General features: G+C 71.3%; 15 protein-coding genes. 7 read left to right on the top strand and 8 right to left on the bottom strand.

Translation table 11 applies throughout. The annotated features are described in order from the left end of the window. Positions 1 to 117: 117 nt before the first annotated feature. From ACIHAD_RS16610 to ACIHAD_RS16600, 3 genes are all read right to left on the bottom strand, one after another. Positions 118 to 1,452 (bottom strand): phenylacetate--CoA ligase family protein, encoded by a 1,335-nt coding sequence (locus tag ACIHAD_RS16610; RefSeq protein ID WP_397355309.1) that lies wholly within the window; start codon positions 1,450 to 1,452, stop codon positions 118 to 120. A gap of 283 nt (positions 1,453 to 1,735) precedes the next feature. Further along, positions 1,736 to 2,392 (bottom strand): response regulator, encoded by a 657-nt coding sequence (locus tag ACIHAD_RS16605; protein WP_397355308.1) that lies wholly within the window; start codon positions 2,390 to 2,392, stop codon positions 1,736 to 1,738. Further along, complete coding sequence (locus ACIHAD_RS16600) at positions 2,389 to 3,858, bottom strand: sensor histidine kinase (RefSeq protein WP_397355307.1); 1,470 nt, start codon at positions 3,856 to 3,858, stop codon at positions 2,389 to 2,391. The genes ACIHAD_RS16605 and ACIHAD_RS16600 overlap by 4 nt, the downstream gene beginning before the upstream one ends. 176 nt (positions 3,859 to 4,034) lie before the next feature. Between ACIHAD_RS16600 and lon the strand changes: the two genes are divergently transcribed. Further along, positions 4,035 to 6,407 (top strand): endopeptidase La, encoded by a 2,373-nt coding sequence (gene lon, locus ACIHAD_RS16595; RefSeq protein WP_397355306.1) that lies wholly within the window; start codon positions 4,035 to 4,037, stop codon positions 6,405 to 6,407. A 162-nt stretch (positions 6,408 to 6,569) separates the two neighbouring features. Here lon and ACIHAD_RS16590 read toward each other — a convergent pair whose 3' ends face one another. Next, positions 6,570 to 6,989: a MarR family winged helix-turn-helix transcriptional regulator gene (locus ACIHAD_RS16590; protein WP_397355304.1), complete on the bottom strand. Its 420-nt coding sequence runs from the start codon at positions 6,987 to 6,989 to the stop codon at positions 6,570 to 6,572. Positions 6,990 to 7,028: 39 nt separating this feature from the next. Between ACIHAD_RS16590 and ACIHAD_RS16585 the strand changes: the two genes are divergently transcribed. From ACIHAD_RS16585 to ACIHAD_RS16560, 6 genes are all read left to right on the top strand, one after another. Next, positions 7,029 to 7,841, top strand: a complete 813-nt coding sequence (locus ACIHAD_RS16585; RefSeq protein WP_397355303.1) for an SAM-dependent methyltransferase — start codon at positions 7,029 to 7,031, stop codon at positions 7,839 to 7,841. Positions 7,842 to 8,137: 296 nt separating this feature from the next. Further along, positions 8,138 to 9,100 carry a methionine ABC transporter ATP-binding protein gene (locus ACIHAD_RS16580; protein WP_397355302.1) on the top strand — a complete coding sequence of 321 codons (963 nt, stop codon included), beginning with the start codon at positions 8,138 to 8,140 and terminating at the stop codon, positions 9,098 to 9,100. Then, positions 9,097 to 9,753, top strand: a complete 657-nt coding sequence (locus tag ACIHAD_RS16575) for a methionine ABC transporter permease (protein ID WP_397355301.1) — start codon at positions 9,097 to 9,099, stop codon at positions 9,751 to 9,753. Before ACIHAD_RS16580 ends, ACIHAD_RS16575 begins: the two co-directional genes overlap by 4 nt. Before the next feature lie 9 nt (positions 9,754 to 9,762). Beyond that, positions 9,763 to 10,590 carry a MetQ/NlpA family ABC transporter substrate-binding protein gene (locus tag ACIHAD_RS16570; RefSeq protein WP_397355300.1) on the top strand — a complete coding sequence of 276 codons (828 nt, stop codon included), beginning with the start codon at positions 9,763 to 9,765 and terminating at the stop codon, positions 10,588 to 10,590. 117 nt (positions 10,591 to 10,707) lie between these two features. Next, entirely contained in the window at positions 10,708 to 12,243 is a 1,536-nt protein-coding gene (locus ACIHAD_RS16565; protein ID WP_397355299.1) for an AMP-binding protein, read from the top strand. 253 nt (positions 12,244 to 12,496) lie between these two features. After that, entirely contained in the window at positions 12,497 to 13,732 is a 1,236-nt protein-coding gene (locus ACIHAD_RS16560; RefSeq protein WP_397355298.1) for a S1C family serine protease, read from the top strand. A gap of 70 nt (positions 13,733 to 13,802) precedes the next feature. On the opposite strand, the gene ACIHAD_RS16555 is transcribed toward ACIHAD_RS16560, so the two are convergent. The 4 genes from ACIHAD_RS16555 to ACIHAD_RS16540 are packed head-to-tail and all read right to left on the bottom strand — an operon-like array spanning position 13,803 to position 16,375. Beyond that, a complete protein-coding gene (locus tag ACIHAD_RS16555) occupies positions 13,803 to 14,543 on the bottom strand; it encodes an ABC transporter permease (protein WP_397355297.1) in 741 nt (246 codons plus the stop codon). Further along, the gene (locus ACIHAD_RS16550; protein ID WP_397355296.1) at positions 14,536 to 15,438 is read right to left on the bottom strand and encodes an ABC transporter ATP-binding protein; all 903 of its coding nucleotides are present in this window, start codon (positions 15,436 to 15,438) and stop codon (positions 14,536 to 14,538) included. Before ACIHAD_RS16550 ends, ACIHAD_RS16555 begins: the two co-directional genes overlap by 8 nt. Then, positions 15,435 to 15,758: a transcriptional regulator gene (locus ACIHAD_RS16545; RefSeq protein ID WP_352328377.1), complete on the bottom strand. Its 324-nt coding sequence runs from the start codon at positions 15,756 to 15,758 to the stop codon at positions 15,435 to 15,437. Before ACIHAD_RS16545 ends, ACIHAD_RS16550 begins: the two co-directional genes overlap by 4 nt. Further along, positions 15,755 to 16,375, bottom strand: coding sequence for a hypothetical protein (locus ACIHAD_RS16540; RefSeq protein ID WP_397355295.1), 621 nt, complete (start codon positions 16,373 to 16,375; stop codon positions 15,755 to 15,757). The genes ACIHAD_RS16545 and ACIHAD_RS16540 overlap by 4 nt, the downstream gene beginning before the upstream one ends. Positions 16,376 to 16,410 lie beyond the last annotated feature (35 nt).

The following is a 16,410-nucleotide window of genomic DNA, read 5'->3' as shown; positions in this document are numbered from 1 at the left end:
ACGGCACTCCGCGACGTCTGACGGCACTCTGGCTCCTCTGTACGCCTGGCGGTGCTTTGCGGCGTCTGGTGGCGCTCAGGGACGTCTGGCGGCCCTGGCGGGGCCCCGGGGGTCACGTCAGCGGGTGTAGCGGTGCTTGGCTCCGGGCGGGAAGTACTCGGCGTCCCCGGCCTCGCGCAACCGGATGAACGGCATCTGCTGCGCCACCGGCACGTAGTTCGCGAACTCGCTGTTCAGCCGCAGGAGCTGGGCCAGGATCGACGCGCCCACCGCCCGGGCGACCTCGTCGGACGGCTTCTCGCCGGGCATCAGCTCCACCGTGACCGTCAGGTGCCGGTCGTGGTCGGCGTCCTCCGCCGCCTCCATCACGAACTTGCCCGTCACCGCCCCGCTGACCTCGGGCTGCTCCAGCCCCACCGCGATGTTCTCGGGGTAGACGTTCGCGCCGTAGTAGGACAGCGTGAAGTGGCTGCGGCCGAACACGTAGACGAACGGGTGACGCGGGCCCGAGGCGGTGGCCCGGAAACCGTGCCGCTCGGCGAACCCCAGCATGCGCTCGTACGGGATCACCCCGCCCTCGTCCGCGATGTGGTACCGGATCAGGGGGACACCGTTGTCGCCGGAGAACAGCAACGTGCCCTCGTGCTCCTCGAAGAAGCGCACCCGCGGGTCGTACTGCACCAGGGTCGGCAGGCGGGACTCCCCGAACAGCTCCCTCGCCGTGTCCGGACGTCCGGCCAGGAAACGGCGCAACTCGACCGAGAGCGGCGTCTCGTTGCCGAGCACCCCGGCGTCGGCGGTGCCGTACAGGGAGGCGATCCCGCGCACGGGGTCGGCGATCCCGGCCCGCTCGGCCACCAGCGTGCGCCACTCCTCGCTGAACACCTCGCCCGCCGTGACCAGCTTGACGTTCCAGTCGGCCCAGGGGAGCGGCTCGGTGTCGATGACGTTCTTCAGGAACGGCGGATAGCCCAGCAGGACCACCTGGTCGAAGTGCGGCGCCAGCTCCGGCAGCACCCGGGCGATCTCCCCGCGGTCGGTGCCCGGCGCGACGACGGTGATCGGGTAGCCGCGTTCGGCCAGGTGACGGCAGCACTCGATGGTGAACAGGCCGCCCACCCAGGTGCCGAGTGCGAAGCAGACCACGGCCAGCGTACGGCGTTCGCGGGCGCCGAAGGAGTCCCGGAAGACCTCCTCGAAGCGGGCGGCGATCACCCGCTCGTCCGCCACCGTACGCGGCCAGAACGACGGCGTCCCCGTCGAACCGGACGACACGGCGATCATGTCCCCGATCACGCCGTCCCGGCAGAGGTCGGGGAGCGGGTGACGGCGGATGTAGGTGTCCTTGGACGTCATCGGCAGCCGGCTGAAATGCTCCGGACCGGTCACGCTCGCGGGCTCGACCCCGTGCTCGGCCAGGAACGAGCGGTAGGCGGGGACGGTGGCGGCCACCTGATGGAAAAGCTCAAGAGGATCCATGGGGTACGCGCGGCCAACCGCCCAGGACCTCGGCCCCGGACCGCCCTCCACGCTCTCCTCCCTCCAAAGATTGATCGTCTCCACCCCCATGGTGACACCCCCCTCCCGACCCGCCACCCCTCCAAGCACTCCGCTCCCGCGAGCCCGCCGTGCTCAGGGCCCCCGTCGTCCTCCCGACCAGCGTCGTTCCTCGGTGCTCACTGAGCTCGCTGTGCTCTTGGCGTCGTCGGCTTCCGCAACGGTGGTGGGGCTGGGGCTATTCGCCGGGGCGGACGAGGCCGGTTTCGTAGGCGAAGACGATGGCCTGGGCGCGGTCGCGCAGCCCGAGTTTCGTCAGCACCCGCCCCACATGCGTCTTGACCGTCTGCTCGGCCACGAACAGCTTCTGGGCGATCTCCTGGTTGGACATGGCCTGGGCGACCAGGCTGAGCACCTCCGTCTCGCGTTCGGTCAGCTCCTCCGGCCGCCGGCCCGACGGCGGACGGGGACCGCCCAGCCGGGCGAACTCGTGGATCAGCCGCTTGGTGATGGCCGGCGCGATGAGCGCGTCGCCGGCGGCGACCACGCGGACGGCCTCCGCGAGCTGGGCCGCCGAGGCGTCCTTGAGGAGGAATCCGCTGGCCCCCGCCCGCAGCGCCTCGTAGACGTAGTCGTCGAGGTCGAACGTGGTCAGGATGAGCACCTTCGACGCGGGGCACGCCGCCAGCACCTCCCGGGTCGCCTCCAGCCCGTTCATGACCGGCATGCGCACGTCCATCAGCACCACGTCGGGGCTCAGCGCGACGGCCCGCGTCACCGCCTCGCGGCCGTCGGCCGCCTCGCCCACGACCTCGATGTCCGGCTGCCCGCTCAGGAACACGGTGAACCCCGTGCGGACCATTCCCTGGTCGTCGGCGATCAGCACGCGGATCACGTGGCGCCCTCCCTCTCCTCGATCAGTGACGCGATCGGCGGCTCGACGGGCAACGCGGCGCTCACCTGGTAGCCGCCGCCCCGCGCGGGCCCGGCGTCGAGCGTGCCGCCGAGCAGCGCCGCGCGTTCCCGCATGCCCACCAGCCCCTGTCCGGCGCCGGGCGCCGCGGCGAGGGAAAGGCCGGGGCCGTTGGCGACGCGCAGGCGCAGCGTGCCGTCGTCACGGGTGATCTCCACGGTGACGCTCGACCCCGGCGCGTGCCGCATGGCGTTGCTGAGCGACTCCTGCACGATCCGGTACGCCGACAACCCCACCGCCTGCGGCAGCCGGCCGATCGGCTGCCGCGGCCCGACCACCACGGTCAGCCCCGCGTTGCGGGCGTTGGCAACCAGCTCCTCCAGCCGGTCGAGGCCGGGCTGCGGCGCGGTGTCGGTGCGGCCGTCGGGGTCGCGCAGCACGCCGAGGACCTGGCGCAGCTCGGTGATGGCCTCAAGGGACAGCACGCGGATCTCGGCCAGCCCGGCCTCCAGCTGCGACGAGTCGCCCGCCGCCCTCATCGGCACCGCCTCCGCCTGGATGGCGATCACCGACATGTGGTGGGCCACCACGTCGTGCAGCTCGCGGGCGATGCGGGCGCGCTCCTCCAGCACCGCCTGCGCGCCCTCGGCCTGCCGGGTGCGCCGTTCCTCCTCGATGAGCTTGGCCGTGGCGCTGCGCCGGGCGCGGACGTTGTAGCCGAACAGCAGGACGATCCCGGCCACGCCCGCCATCACCGGCATCGAGTCGGCGTCGACGGCCAGGCACAACAGGACCGTGAGGATCCCGGCCCCCAGCGTGATCCGCCGCTCGCAGCGCACGCCCACGGAATAGAGCGCCAGCAGGTACGCCGCCCCCACCGCGATCGGGTAGGGGGCGTAACCCTCGTCCCGCCCGATCGTGAGCTGGGCGCAGACGGCGACGGGGGTCAGGACGGCCGCCACCCGCCAGGCCGCCAGCGGCCACCGGTTGCGCAAGGCCACGGGCAGGCCGGCGGCCAGGGCCGTGAGCACGACGACGCCGCCCCAGAGCGGCAGGGGATCGCCAGGCGTGGCGGCGGCCTGCTCGTTCCAGTCCATGGCCGTGGACAGCGTCACGCCGAACAGCTCCACGGCCAGCAGGAGCTCGGCCACCTGCAGCAGGCTGTACGTCTTGACCGGGACCACCGGCGCCAGCCACCGCGGCACCGGCATCCGCAGCCATCGGGAACGGGGCCGGGGCGGCGGATCGGCGCTGCCCGTGAGCAGCGCGAGCGTGAACGGCCGCGGCACGGCCAGCGAAGCCCGGCCCAGCGCGACCGCGAACCGCACGGCCGCCCCTCCGAACCGATCCTCCGGCTCAGCGGGCCGGCCGCCGGGGACCGGGGACGTGCCGGCGCGCGCGTCGCCCCGGGGGGCGGGGGGCGCGGAGCTGCGGTCACGGTGATTCACCTGGTCAAGAATACGGAAAGCCGGGTGGCCCGGCGTCAGACCCAGGTCTGATCGCGGCGTCACTCTCAGGTATCGCTTACATCATTACGATCGCCGTGAGCGAACATCGGCAAGGTTGGGAACAATGCTGCGCTCCAATGAATTGAGTCGGTATAACTCAACCCTTTGGAGTTCGCATGAGTGAGAGCTTGATCCTCCCGGTGCTGCCGCTTGACGACGAGGTCGTCCTGCCGGGCATGGTGGTTCCGCTGGACCTGTCCGACTCCGAGGTGCGTGCTGCGATCGACGCGGCCCGCGCGTCCGGTGGTAACAAGCCGCGGGTCCTCCTCGTTCCCCGGATCGACGGCCGTTACGGCGCCGTCGGCGTCCAGGCCGTGGTCGAGCAGGTCGGGAGGCTGCCGGGCGGTGAGCCCGCCGCCGTGGTCCGCGGCGTCGACCGCGTCCGCGTGGGCACCGGCACCACCGGCCCCGGCGCCGCACTCTGGGTCGAGGCCGACACGGTCGACACGGTTCCGGCCGGCGAGGGCGCCCAGGAGCTGGCCAAGGAGTACAAGGCCCTGGCCACCACCATCCTGCAGAAGCGCGGCGCCTGGCAGGTCGTCGACCAGGTCAACCAGATCGACGACCCCTCCGTGCTGGCCGACAGCTCCGGCTACACCCCCTGGCTGACCACCGCCCAGAAGGTCGAGCTGCTGGAGGCCGCCGACCCGGCCGACCGCCTCGCCAGGCTGATCGAGTGGTCCCGCGAGCACCTCGCCGAGCTCGACGTCGCCGAGACGATCCGCAAGGACGTCCAGGAGGGCATGGAGAAGCAGCAGCGCGAGTTCCTGCTGCGCCAGCAGCTCGCCGCCGTCCGCAAGGAGCTGAAGGAGCTCAACGGCGACACGGCCGAGAGCGAGGAGGAGGACTACCGGGCCCGCGTCGAGGCCGCCGACCTGCCGGAGAAGGTGCGCGAGGCCGCGCTCAAGGAGGTCGACAAGCTGGAGCGGACCTCCGACCAGTCCCCGGAGGGCGGCTGGATCCGCACCTGGCTCGACACGGTGCTCGACATCCCGTGGAACGAGCGTACCGAGGACAACTACGACATCGCGGGCGCGCGGGCCGTGCTCGACGCCGACCACACGGGCCTCGACGACGTCAAGGACCGCATCATCGAGCACCTGGCCGTGCGCAAGCGCCGCCAGGACAAGGGCGTCGGCGTGGTGGGCGGCCGGCGCAGCGGCGCCGTCCTGGCCCTCGCCGGTCCTCCCGGGGTCGGCAAGACGTCCCTGGGCGAGTCGGTGGCCCGCGCCATGGGCCGCAAGTTCGTCCGGGTCGCGCTCGGCGGCGTACGCGACGAGGCCGAGATCCGCGGACACCGGCGCACCTACGTCGGCGCCCTGCCGGGACGCGTCGTCCGGGCCATCCGCGAGGCCGGCTCGATGAACCCGGTCGTCCTGCTCGACGAGGTCGACAAGGTCGGCGCCGACTACCGCGGCGACCCCACGGCGGCGCTGCTGGAGGTCCTCGACCCGGCCCAGAACCACACCTTCCGCGACCACTACCTCGAGGTCGAGCTCGACCTGTCCGACGTGCTGTTCCTGGCCACGGCCAACGTGCTGGAGGCCATCCCCGGCCCGCTCCTCGACCGCATGGAGGTCGTCACCCTCGACGGCTACACCGAGGACGAGAAGGTCTCGATCGCCCGCGACCACCTGCTGCCCCGGCAGCTGGAGCTGGCCGGGCTGACCCCCGAGGAGGTCAAGGTCGAGGACGCCGCGCTGCGGAGGCTGGCCGGCGAGTACACCCGCGAGGCCGGGGTGCGCTCGCTGGAGCGGGCGGTCGCCAGGATCCTGCGCAAGGTGGCGGCCAAGGACGAGCTGCCCGTCACGGTCGGCGCGGACGACCTGGTCGGCTACATCGGCCGGCCGCGGTTCGTGCCGGAGTCGTCGCTGCCCGAGTCCACCCAGCGCACCTCGGTGCCGGGCGTGGCCACGGGCCTGGCGGTGACCGGGGCCGGCGGTGACGTCCTCTACGTGGAGGCGTCGCTGGCCGACCCGGAGACCGGCGAGACCGGCCTGACCCTGACCGGCCAGCTCGGCGACGTGATGAAGGAGTCGGCCCGGATCGCGCTGTCCTACCTGCGCTCGCACGGCGCGGAGCTGGAGCTGCCGGTCACCGCGCTGAAGGACCGGTCGGTCCACGTGCACTTCCCCGCGGGCGCCGTCCCCAAGGACGGTCCCTCGGCGGGCGTGACGCTGACGACCGCGCTGGCCTCGCTCCTGTCGGGCCGCCAGGTCCGCTCCGACGTGGCCATGACCGGCGAGATCTCGCTGACCGGGCGGGTCCTGCCGATCGGCGGCGTCAAGCAGAAGCTGCTGGCCGCCCACCGGGCGGGCATCACCACGGTGCTCATCCCGGCGCGCAACGAGCCCGACCTGGACGACGTGCCCGAGGAGGTCCGCAACGAGCTGACCATCCACGCGGTCAGCGACGTGCGCGAGGTCCTCGACATCGCGCTCACCCCGGCCGAGGTCGCCACCGAGGTCGCCACCGAGGTCGCGGCCTGACCCGGCCCGGCCCGCTCCCTCGACACCGCCCCGCCGCACCCGGCCCTCCGGATGCGGCGGGGCGGCTCCATGCACGGGCGCGGGTCCGGAAAAGCGGGCGCGAGTCCGGACAAGTAAACGTGGGTCCCGAAAGGGGCCGGGCGCGGGTCCGGAGAGCGGGTCTCAGGTCGTGACCAGCAGTGTCTCCAGTTCCTCCAGCAGCGCCACGACCCGGGCGGCCCGCTCGGGGTCGTCGCCCACCGCCGCGCGCACGGCCTCCTCCACCGGCCTGACCGCCCGGCGGTGGACCGCGTTCAGCGCCACCTCCGTCACCGTGACCTGGGTACGCCGCCCGTCGCCGGGGTCGGGCGCGGTCCGGAGGAGGCCCCGCTCGCGCATCCTGGCCACCGAGGCCGACACGTGACTCTGGACGAAACCCGTCCTGGCCTGGATCTCCCCGACGGTGCCGCCAGGGTGGCGCAGCACGTCCTCGAAGACGGCCTCCTCGCCGGGGGTGAGGGGCGGCCCCTTGGTCTCGCCCGCCGCCGTCTTCGACAGCTCCACCAGCCGCCGTCCGAGTCTTCGCATCCGCGCCACGTTCATGGTCGCCGATCATATCGCTGGAGATGTATCGTCAGCGATATGAATGGAGTGGCGAGGACGGCGGTGGGCGCGGCGCGGTTACGGGCGCGCGAGAGCGAACGGCCCGACCGGCTGTTCGACGACCCGTACGCGGGCGCCTTCGTGGCGGCGGCCGACGCCGGGCAGGCGGATGCGGGGCGGGGGAGCGGGGCGGGCGATCTCTTCAGTGACCACCTGGTGTTCAGGACCAGGTTCTTCGACGACTACCTGAGCGGGTCCGGCTGTGACCAGGTGGTGCTGCCGGCCGCCGGGCTCGACAGCCGCGCCTTCCGGCTCGACTGGCCGGCGGGCACCCGGCTGTTCGAGCTCGACCTGCCCGAACTGCTGGCGTTCAAGGACGGCGTGCTGCGGGAGCTGGACACGACCGCGCGGTGCGAGCGCGTCCCGGTGCCGGTGGACCTGCGCGAGGACTGGCCGGGCAGCCTGCGCGCGGCCGGGTTCGACCCGGCGCGGCCGACGGCCTGGCTGGCCGAGGGCCTGCTGATCTACCTGAGCCCGGCCGAGGCGGGACGCCTGCTCGACGGCATCGGCGCGCTGTCGGCGGCGGGCAGCAGGCTCGCCTTCGAGTACGCCCCCGGCGCGGCGGCCGCGCTGGCCGAGCGGGTGACCGCGATGCCCGAGCTGCGCCGCATCGCCACGCTGTGGAAGGGCGGCCCTGGCGAGGACGCCGTCGCCCGGCTGGAGGCCGACGGCTGGCGGGCGCGCACGGTCGACGCGTCCACCCTGGCCACCCGATACGGCCGCCGCGCCCCGAGCGGCGGCTTCCTCACCGCCGTCCGCAGTGACGCAGATCACCGCAATTCCCCGGAATAGGAGTATGTAAAGGCGGCGTTAGCACCGGCGTGAACGAGGCATACGCGAACGACCACCGCGCCCACCGGGACGCCATGTGTTGTCGCATGCGTATGGGGCGAATGCCGGCCCGCTAGAGACCAGATCCCGCCCGTTCTCCTCGAAGGTCACCATGATCCACACCCCTTGCTTCGTGCTGCGCAGGCTGAGCCACCTGCCGTTCCCTCCGGGCAGCCACTAGATCCCACCGTTTCGACGGTGATGTTCGTGTCAGGAAGCGGCCCGCCACCGGCCGCTCTCAGTCGTGGGGAAATTTCGTGATCCAGGCTTCCGGCCTGCGCAAGCAGTACGGCCAGACCGTCGCGCTCGACGGCGTCGACCTGCATGTGCGCGAGGGCGAGATCTACGGCGTGCTCGGTCAGAGCGGCGCCGGCAAGAGCACGCTGCTGCGCTGCGTCAATCTGCTCGAACGCCCCACCGAGGGCACGGTCACCGTCGCCGGGCAGGACCTGACCGCCCTGCCCGGCCGCGAGCTCAACCGCGCCAGGCAGCGCATCGGCATGATCCACCAGCACTTCGCGCTGCTGTCCTCGCGCACGGTGGCCGGCAACGTCGCCTTCCCGCTGGAGGTCATGGGCGTGCCCAGGGCCGAACGGCAGCGGCGCGTGGCCGAGCTGCTCGAACTCGTCGGCCTCCAGGGGCGCGGCGGCGACCGCCCCCACCAGCTCTCCGGCGGCCAGAAGCAGCGCGTCGGCATCGCCAGGGCGCTGGCGGGCAACCCGTCGGTGCTGCTGTCGGACGAGGCCACCTCCGCGCTCGACCCGGCCACCACGCAGTCGATCCTCGCCCTGCTCAAGCGGCTCAACGCCGAGCTGGGCCTGACGATCCTGCTCATCACCCACGAGATGAACGTCGTCAAGAGTGTCTGCGACTCGGTCGCCATCATGTCCGGCGGCCGCGTCGAGGAGTCGGGCGCGATCGCCGACCTCATCAGGACCCCCGGATCCCGCCTGACCAGGGAGATCTTCCCGCTGCCCGAGCCCGCCCCGGCCGGCGCGGTCACGCTCACCTTCACCGGCGACCCGGGCCGGCCGCTGGTCTCGGAGATGGTGCGCAGGTTCGACGTGGACGTCAACATCCTCGGCGGCTCGATCGAGGACCTGGCCGGCGGCTCGGTCGGACGCCTGCGCGTGTCGCTGACCGGCGCGGAGTCGTCCTCGGCGCTGTCGTTCCTGCGGGAGTCCGGGTTGCTCGTCGAAGTCGCGGGGGAGGCCGCATGACCTGGGAAGAGATCGTGCCGCTGCTGTGGCCGGCCACGTGGGAGACCGCCCAGATGGTGGGGTGGGCCACGCTGTTCACCGTGCTGTTCGGGCTGCCGCTCGGCGTGGCGCTCGTGGCCTTCGACCGGGACGGGCTGCGCCCGCTGCCCGCGCTGAAGTCCGCGCTGGGGATCGTCGTCAACATCGGGCGGTCGCTGCCGTTCATCGTGCTGATGATCGCCATCATCCCGTTCACCCGGTTCGTCATCGGGACCACGATCGGCACCGCGGCCGTGGTGGTGCCGCTGACCGTGGGGGCCGTGCCGTTCTTCGCCCGTCTGGTCGAGACGGCGTTGCGCGAGGTCGGCACCGACGTCGTCCAGGCCGCGCAGGCCATGGGCGCGAGCCGGACGGCCGTCGTGCGCAAGGTCCTGCTGCCCGAGGCGCTGCCGGGCCTGGTGTCGGGGCTGACCGTCACGATCGTCGCGCTCATCGGGTACTCGGCCATGGCCGGCACCGTCGGCGGCGGCGGGCTCGGCGACCTGGCCGTGCGCTACGGCTACCAGCGGTTCGAGACGCTCGTGATGATCGTGACCGTCGTCCTGCTCATCGTCATCGTGCAAATTCTGCAGAGTCTGGGCGACTGGGTCGCTCGGCGCATTTCGCATAAGTAAGGAAAAATCATGAAGATTCGTTCGATATTGGGTGCTGCCGCGCTGTCCCTGTTGCTCGCCGCATGCGGGACGTCGCAGTCCGCGACCTCCACCCCCGCGGTCGAGTCGGCCGACACGGTGCTGAAGGTCGGCGCGAGCCCCGTCCCGCACGGCGAGATCCTGAAGTTCGTCAAGGACAACCTGGCCCCGGCCGCCGGGCTGAAGCTGGAGATCGTCGAGTTCACCGACTACGTGCAGCCGAACGTGCAGCTCGACGAGGGCCAGCTGAACGCCAACTTCTTCCAGCACAAGCCGTACCTGGACGACTTCAACGCCTCCAAGGGCACCAAGCTGAGCTTCGTCACCCCGGTCCACCTGGAGCCGCTCGGCCTGTACTCCAAGAAGATCACCTCGCTGTCCGCGCTGGCCGACGGCGCCACGGTGGCCGTCCCCAACGACGCCACGAACCTCGGCCGCTCGCTCAAGCTGCTCGCCGACAACGGCCTGGCCAAGCTCAAGGACGGCGCGGGCACCGCGGCCACCGAGCGCGACGTCACGGACAACCCCAAGAAGCTGCAGTTCAAGCCCCTTGAGGCGGCCCAGCTCCCGCGCTCGCTGGACGACGTGGACGCCGCGGTGATCAACGGCAACTACGCCATCGAGGCCGGGCTCAAGCCGGCGAGCCAGGCGCTGGTGCTGGAGAAGACCGAGGGCAACCCGTACGTCAACGGGCTGGTCGTCCAGGCCGGCCACGAGAAGGACGCGAACATCGTCACCCTCGGCAAGCTGCTCCAGGACCAGAAGGTCAAGGACTTCATCAAGCAGAAGTACGAGGGCTCGGTGATCCCCGCCGAGTGACGTACACCCCGCTGGTGACGGCCTGAAGCGGTACCGAAGCCGCGGCGCCTCCAGGGGAGGGGCCGCGGCTTCGGCGCGATCTAGCGCCGCCGCCGGGCGACAGAATACTGTTCTAAAATGTACCCGGGAGCCATCGCAGCCGTCACCCCCGACAAGCCCGCTGTGATCATGGCGGGCTCCGGGCAGGTCCTCACCTACCGCGAGCTCGAAGAGGAGTCCAACCGCCTGGCCCACGCCTTCCGCGAGGCCGGGCTCAAGCCCGGCGACCACGTCGCCTTCATGCTCGCCAACCACCCGCTCTTCCTGGCCATCGCCTGGGCCGCGCACCGCGCCGGCCTGTACTACACGCCGATCAGCTCCCGCCTGCAGACCGACGAACTCGCCTACATCGTGGACAACTGCGGCGCCCGGGTCTTCATCTCCGGCGCGAACCTGGCCGAGGTGGCCACCTCGATCACCGCCGCCACGCCGCGGGTGGAGCTGCGGCTCATGCTCGACGGCGTCGCCGAGGGCTTCGTCTCCTACGAGGAGACCGTGGCCGGCTGCCCGGTCACCCCGATCGCCGACGAGTGTCAGGGCGCCGACATGCTCTACTCCTCCGGCACGACCGGCCGGCCGAAGGGCGTCAAGGTGGCCGCCTCGCTGGCCCCGCTGACCGAGTCGAACACGCTGGTCCGGCTCATCCAGGCGCTGTTCGCGCCGTCGGCGGACAGCGTCTACCTCTCGCCCGCGCCGCTGTACCACGCCGCGCCGCTGCGCTACTGCCTGTCCTTCCAGCGGCTCGGCGCCACGGTGGTGGTGATGGAACGCTTCGACCCCGAGGAGTACCTGCGGCTGGTCGAGCGGTACGGGGTGACGCACTCGCAGCTCGTGCCGACGATGTTCGTCAAGATGCTCAAGCTGCCCGAAGAGACCCGGAAGACGTACGACCTGTCGTCGCTGGTCTGTGCCATCCACGCCGCCGCGCCGTGTCCCGTACCGGTCAAGGAGCAGATGATCTCCTGGTGGGGCCCGGTGATCCACGAGTACTACGCGGGAACCGAGGGCAACGGCTTCCTCTACGTCGGCTCCCAGGACTGGCTGGAGCACAAGGGCACGGTCGGCCGTTCGCTGCTCGGCGTCGTGCACATCTGCGACGAGGAGGGCGAGGACCTGCCGCCGGGCGAGCACGGCACTGTCTACTTCGAGAACGGCGCCCGCTTCGAGTACCACGGCGACCCCGACAAGACCCGCTCGGCGCAGGACCCGAACGGCCGGGGCTGGACCACTCTCGGCGACATCGGCTACCTCGACGCCGACGGCTTCCTGTACCTCACGGACCGCCGCTCGTACATGATCATCTCCGGCGGGGTGAACATCTACCCGCAGGAGGCCGAGAACGTGCTGGCGGTCCATCCCAAGGTGGCCGACGTGGCCGTGTTCGGCGTACCGGACGAGGAGATGGGGGAGCAGGTCAAGGCCGTGGTCCAGCCGATGACGGCCGCGGAGGCGGGGCCGGCGCTGGAGGCGGAGCTGATCGCGTACTGCCGGGAGCACCTGGCCCACTACAAGTGCCCGAAGTCGGTCGACTTCCGCGACGAACTCCCCCGCCACCCGACCGGCAAACTCTACAAACGCCTACTGAGGGACGAATACTGGCCCACCCGCACCTGACCTTTCCCCGCCCTGGAGCGGTACGACGAACCCGGCATTCTGCATAAGCTGAGCAGCGCTGCTTAAGCCGTCCTTCACCCGCATGCAACCGGTCTGAAGATCTTTTTGCTGGTTTTGTGCGGACAAGACCGGCCCTTGAGCAGCGCAGATAAGGCGTGAGTGAGTCGTCTCACAGAGTTCCGATCAACGGCTTAACCAGCTCTTACGCCGTCCTTGGCACCCTTGAGCCATAGGGACTTGAGGGAGATGACAGATGAACGCGAACGAGCCTCGCGAGCAGGGCACCGGTGGGTGGAGCCAGTTCGGCGCCACCCCGCCGGCCGCCGGGGGCTTCCCCCGGCGGGACACGATCGTCATGGAGCAGCCGCCTCCTCCTCCGCCGTCCGCCCCCGTCAAGGCGCGGCTGAGCGCCGGGCAGAAGGCCGTGGCCGGGCTCGCGCTGGCCGCGATGGCCATCGGCGGCGGGGTCGTGGGCGCCGCCGTCGCGACCGCGTTCCAGCCCGAGCAGCAGCAGGTGGTCAGCGCGCCCAGCCCGGTGCTGCGGCCCGCCTCCAACCAGCTCTCCACCGCTGAGGTGGCCGAGCGGGTGCAGCCGTCGGTGGTCATGATCCAGGGGCAGACGGGCGAGGGGTCGGGCGTCGTGCTCTCCGAGGACGGCCTCATCCTCACCAACAACCACGTGGTGGTCGGCGCCTCGCAGGGCGGGGGGCAGATGACGGTCAAGTTCAGCGACGGCAAGACGGCCAAGGCCGGCGTCGTGGGCACCGACCCGGCCACCGACCTCGCGGTCATCAAGGCCGAGGGTGTCTCGGGGCTGACCAAGGCCACGCTCGGCGACAGCGACCAGCTCAAGGTCGGCGACGACGTGCTGGCCGTCGGCAGCCCGCTCGGCCTGGACGGATCGGTCACCAGAGGCATCATCAGCGCCCTGAACCGTACGCTCAACCTGGGCGGCGAGCAGCGTCAGCAGCTTCCGCCCGGCTTCGGCGGCGAGCAGCAGCAGAGCCCGGTGCAGGGCACCACCATCGGCGACGTCATCCAGACCGACGCCGCGATCAACCCCGGCAACTCCGGCGGCGCGCTGGTGAACGCGGCCGGCGCGCTCGTCGGCATCAACACCGCCATCGCCTCCGACGCGGCCGGCGGCGGCGTCGGCTTCGCGATCCCGGTCAACACCGCCAAGCAGGTCGCCGAGCAGCTCATCAAGAGCGGCAAGGTCAGTCACGCCTTCCTCGGCGTGAGCGTCACCGACGCCACCGGCGACGTGCCCGGCGCGCTTGTCCGTCAGGTGACCGCGAACAGCCCGGCGGACAAGGCCGGACTGAAGGAGGGCGACCTGATCACCAAGATTGGGGACACACCTGTTGACTCAGGCGATACCGTTGTTGGACAGGTCAGAGGTTTCAAACCGGGCCAACAGGTCAAGATCACATATATGAGGGACGGTCAGTCCGGCGAGCTCACCGTCACCCTCCAAGAGAAGAAGTAAACACAAGGACCCCCTCCCGGAGACGGGTGTGCCGTTGAGATCGCTGCGGACTCGGCGGCACACCCCCCCATCAGGCGAAACGGCGGCCCTCGTCACGGCGGTAGGCCCACGTGGCGGCGGCCGCCGCGATGACCGTCCAGACGCCCAGCATGACCAGCGCGATCCCGTCGGGCCGCACCCCCGAGATGGCCGCCCAGATCAGCTCGGCCGCACCCCTGGACGGCACGTACGGCGAGACCGCCTCCACGATGTCCGGCAGGATCTGCGGCGGCAGGATCAGCCCGCCCACGATCGCCACGGGGAAGAAGACGATCTGGGCCACCGCGAGCGCCGCCTTCGACGGCAGCGTCAGGCCGAGGAACAGCCCGATCAGCATGAACGGCACACCCCCGCCGACCAGCGCCGCCAGCCCCAGGAGCAGCCGCACCGGCGTGATGACCGCCTCCGTCAGCAGCGCCGCCACCACCAGCACGGGAACCACCGACAGCAGCATGAGGACCACCGTCGACAACATCCGCCCGGCCAGGCGCGGGAACGGCCCGGCGGGCAGTGTGCGCGTGTAGGGGTCCCACGGCTGCTCGCGATCCTGGGAGACCGAGGCGCTGAGCCCGATCACCGCCGAGGACATCGCGCCGAAGAACATCAGCGCCCCCGTCGCCGCCGTCGCCGCCGCCGGGTCGCCGCCCGCGAACGGCACCACGAACGCCAGCATCGAGATGGCCGGGAACATGGAGCTGGCCAGGATCCCGATGGGCACCCTGAACTGCTCGACGAGCTGCAGCCGGGTGTGGGCCACGATCAGGTTAGACATGCGCGTCCTCCTTGGAATCGGGCGAAGCCGAGGTCGAGGTGATGGTGAGGAAGGCCTCCTCCAGCGTGGTCGGCCTGACCTCCAGCCCCGAGAACGGCGTGCCGCTGCGCACCAGCTCGACCACCAGCCGGTCGGGATCGGTGGTCAGCAGGCTGATCCTGCCGTCCTGGCGTTCGGTGCTGAGCACGCCGGGCAGCTCGGGCAGGTCCTCGGCGTCGAGCGAGACGCGCCGCACCCCCACCATGTCGCGCACGGCCCGTACGGTGTCGTCGGCCAGCACGCGTCCCTGGCCGACGACGACCACACGCTGGGCCAGCGCCTCGATCTCCTCCAGGTAGTGGCTGGTCAGGACGACCGTGCCGCCCTCGGCGTGGAAGGCCTGGATGCCGTCCCAGAGCGTCCGCCTGGCCTCGACGTCGAGGCCGGTCGTCGGCTCGTCCAGGAACACCAGGCGCGGCCGGCCGACGAAGGCCAGCGCCACGGCCAGGCGCCGCTTCTGCCCGCCGGACAGCCCGCCCACCTGGCGCTTGGCCAGGTCGCTCAGGCCGAAGCGGTCGAGCAGCTCGTCCTTGCCGAGCGCGTCGGGGAAGTGGGCGCGCACGAAGTCGGTGATCTCGCCGACCCGCAGCGACTCCGGCAGGCCGGTCTCCTGCGGGGTCACGCCGATGCCGCGGCGCATCACCGGGTCCTGGGGCGAGCCGCCGAGCAGCTCGACCGTGCCGGAGGTCGGACGGCGCAGCCCGACGAACAGGTTGATCAGGGTGGACTTGCCCGCGCCGTTCGGGCCGAGCAGGCCGACCAGCTCTCCCGCCCGGATGTCGAGCGAGACGCGGTCGAGCGCGAGCACGTCCCCGTAGCGGCGGGTGACCTCCACCGTTCTGGCGAGGGCCGTCATGGGGTTCCTCCAGCGTTGTCGAGCAAGGCGCGGATCGCCTTGGTGTAGTCCTCGAAGGCCAGCCGTCCGCGCTGGGTGAGCGCCACGTACGTGACGGGGGTGCGGCCCTTGTGGGTCTTGGTGATGCGGACGTAACCGGCGTCCTCCAGCTTGGTCAGGTGCACCGAGAGGTTGCCGGCCGTCATCCCGAGCAGGTCCTTCAGCGAGGGGAACGCGATCTCGTCGCGCCCGCCGAGGGTGTTGAGCGTGGCGACCACCCGCAGCCTGGCCTGCGCGTGGATCACCGGGTCGAGCTCGGGGACGGCCCCGTCGGGGCTCACACCCGCCGCCGCAGCACGATGCCGGCCGCGATGTAGCCGCCGCCGGTCAGCACGGCCGTCAGCAGCGCGTGCCAGCCGGCGCCGAGCACGATGCCCACCCCGTTGACGACCGCCGTCCACACACCGATGAAGAACATCGGCCAGTACGTCCAGATCGCGCCGCCGGCCATGTAGAGCAGCGCGACGAGCATCATGAAGCCGCCGCCCCACAACAGGCCGCTCTCGGTGGCGGAGAGCTGGGGGCTCAGGCGGATGGCGATCACCGTCATGGAGACCAGGCCGGCCGCCCAGGCGTAGCCGTACATCATGCCCTTGGCCGAGGTCTCGCCGCGGACCTGCGCCCCCATCTTCACCATGCCGAAGACGGCGATCGCCCCGGCCAGCGACATGCCCGCGAACAGCACCGCCAGCGCCTGCGGGCGGGAGATCGGCGCGTAGGGGACGCCGTCGAGCCCGTAGTGCAGGAACAGCGCCGTGAAGCCGAGCAGCCAGGCCACGCCCCAGGGCACGTAGAGCAGCACGGGGTCGCCGTGCAGCCGCCTGACCGTGGCGGTGCGCTGCTGCTCGATCAGCCGCAGCGTCTCCTCCGGAGTGCGCGCCTGATCGTCGTCCACCATGCCAGCTCCTCTTATCCGCAAACAGGTTTGCATCA

It is taken from the genome of Nonomuraea sp. NPDC052265 (assembly GCF_044547985.1).
Lineage (GTDB): Bacteria > Actinomycetota > Actinomycetes > Streptosporangiales > Streptosporangiaceae > Nonomuraea.
The sequence above is the reverse complement of the archived record's forward strand: the minus strand, read 5'-3'. Positions and strand labels throughout refer to the sequence as shown.

Coding starts and splice junctions, on each gene's coding strand:
- ACIHAD_RS16590 (WP_397355304.1), bottom strand. CDS start 6,989: ATGAACGTGGCGCGGATGCGAAGACTCGGACGGCGGCTGGTGGAGCTG.
- ACIHAD_RS16565 (WP_397355299.1), top strand. CDS start 10,708: ATGTACCCGGGAGCCATCGCAGCCGTCACCCCCGACAAGCCCGCTGTG.
- ACIHAD_RS16555 (WP_397355297.1), bottom strand. CDS start 14,543: ATGTCTAACCTGATCGTGGCCCACACCCGGCTGCAGCTCGTCGAGCAG.
- ACIHAD_RS16570 (WP_397355300.1), top strand. CDS start 9,763: ATGAAGATTCGTTCGATATTGGGTGCTGCCGCGCTGTCCCTGTTGCTC.
- ACIHAD_RS16585 (WP_397355303.1), top strand. CDS start 7,029: ATGAATGGAGTGGCGAGGACGGCGGTGGGCGCGGCGCGGTTACGGGCG.
- ACIHAD_RS16560 (WP_397355298.1), top strand. CDS start 12,497: ATGAACGCGAACGAGCCTCGCGAGCAGGGCACCGGTGGGTGGAGCCAG.
- ACIHAD_RS16575 (WP_397355301.1), top strand. CDS start 9,097: ATGACCTGGGAAGAGATCGTGCCGCTGCTGTGGCCGGCCACGTGGGAG.
- ACIHAD_RS16550 (WP_397355296.1), bottom strand. CDS start 15,438: ATGACGGCCCTCGCCAGAACGGTGGAGGTCACCCGCCGCTACGGGGAC.
- ACIHAD_RS16540 (WP_397355295.1), bottom strand. CDS start 16,375: ATGGTGGACGACGATCAGGCGCGCACTCCGGAGGAGACGCTGCGGCTG.
- lon (WP_397355306.1), top strand. CDS start 4,035: ATGAGTGAGAGCTTGATCCTCCCGGTGCTGCCGCTTGACGACGAGGTC.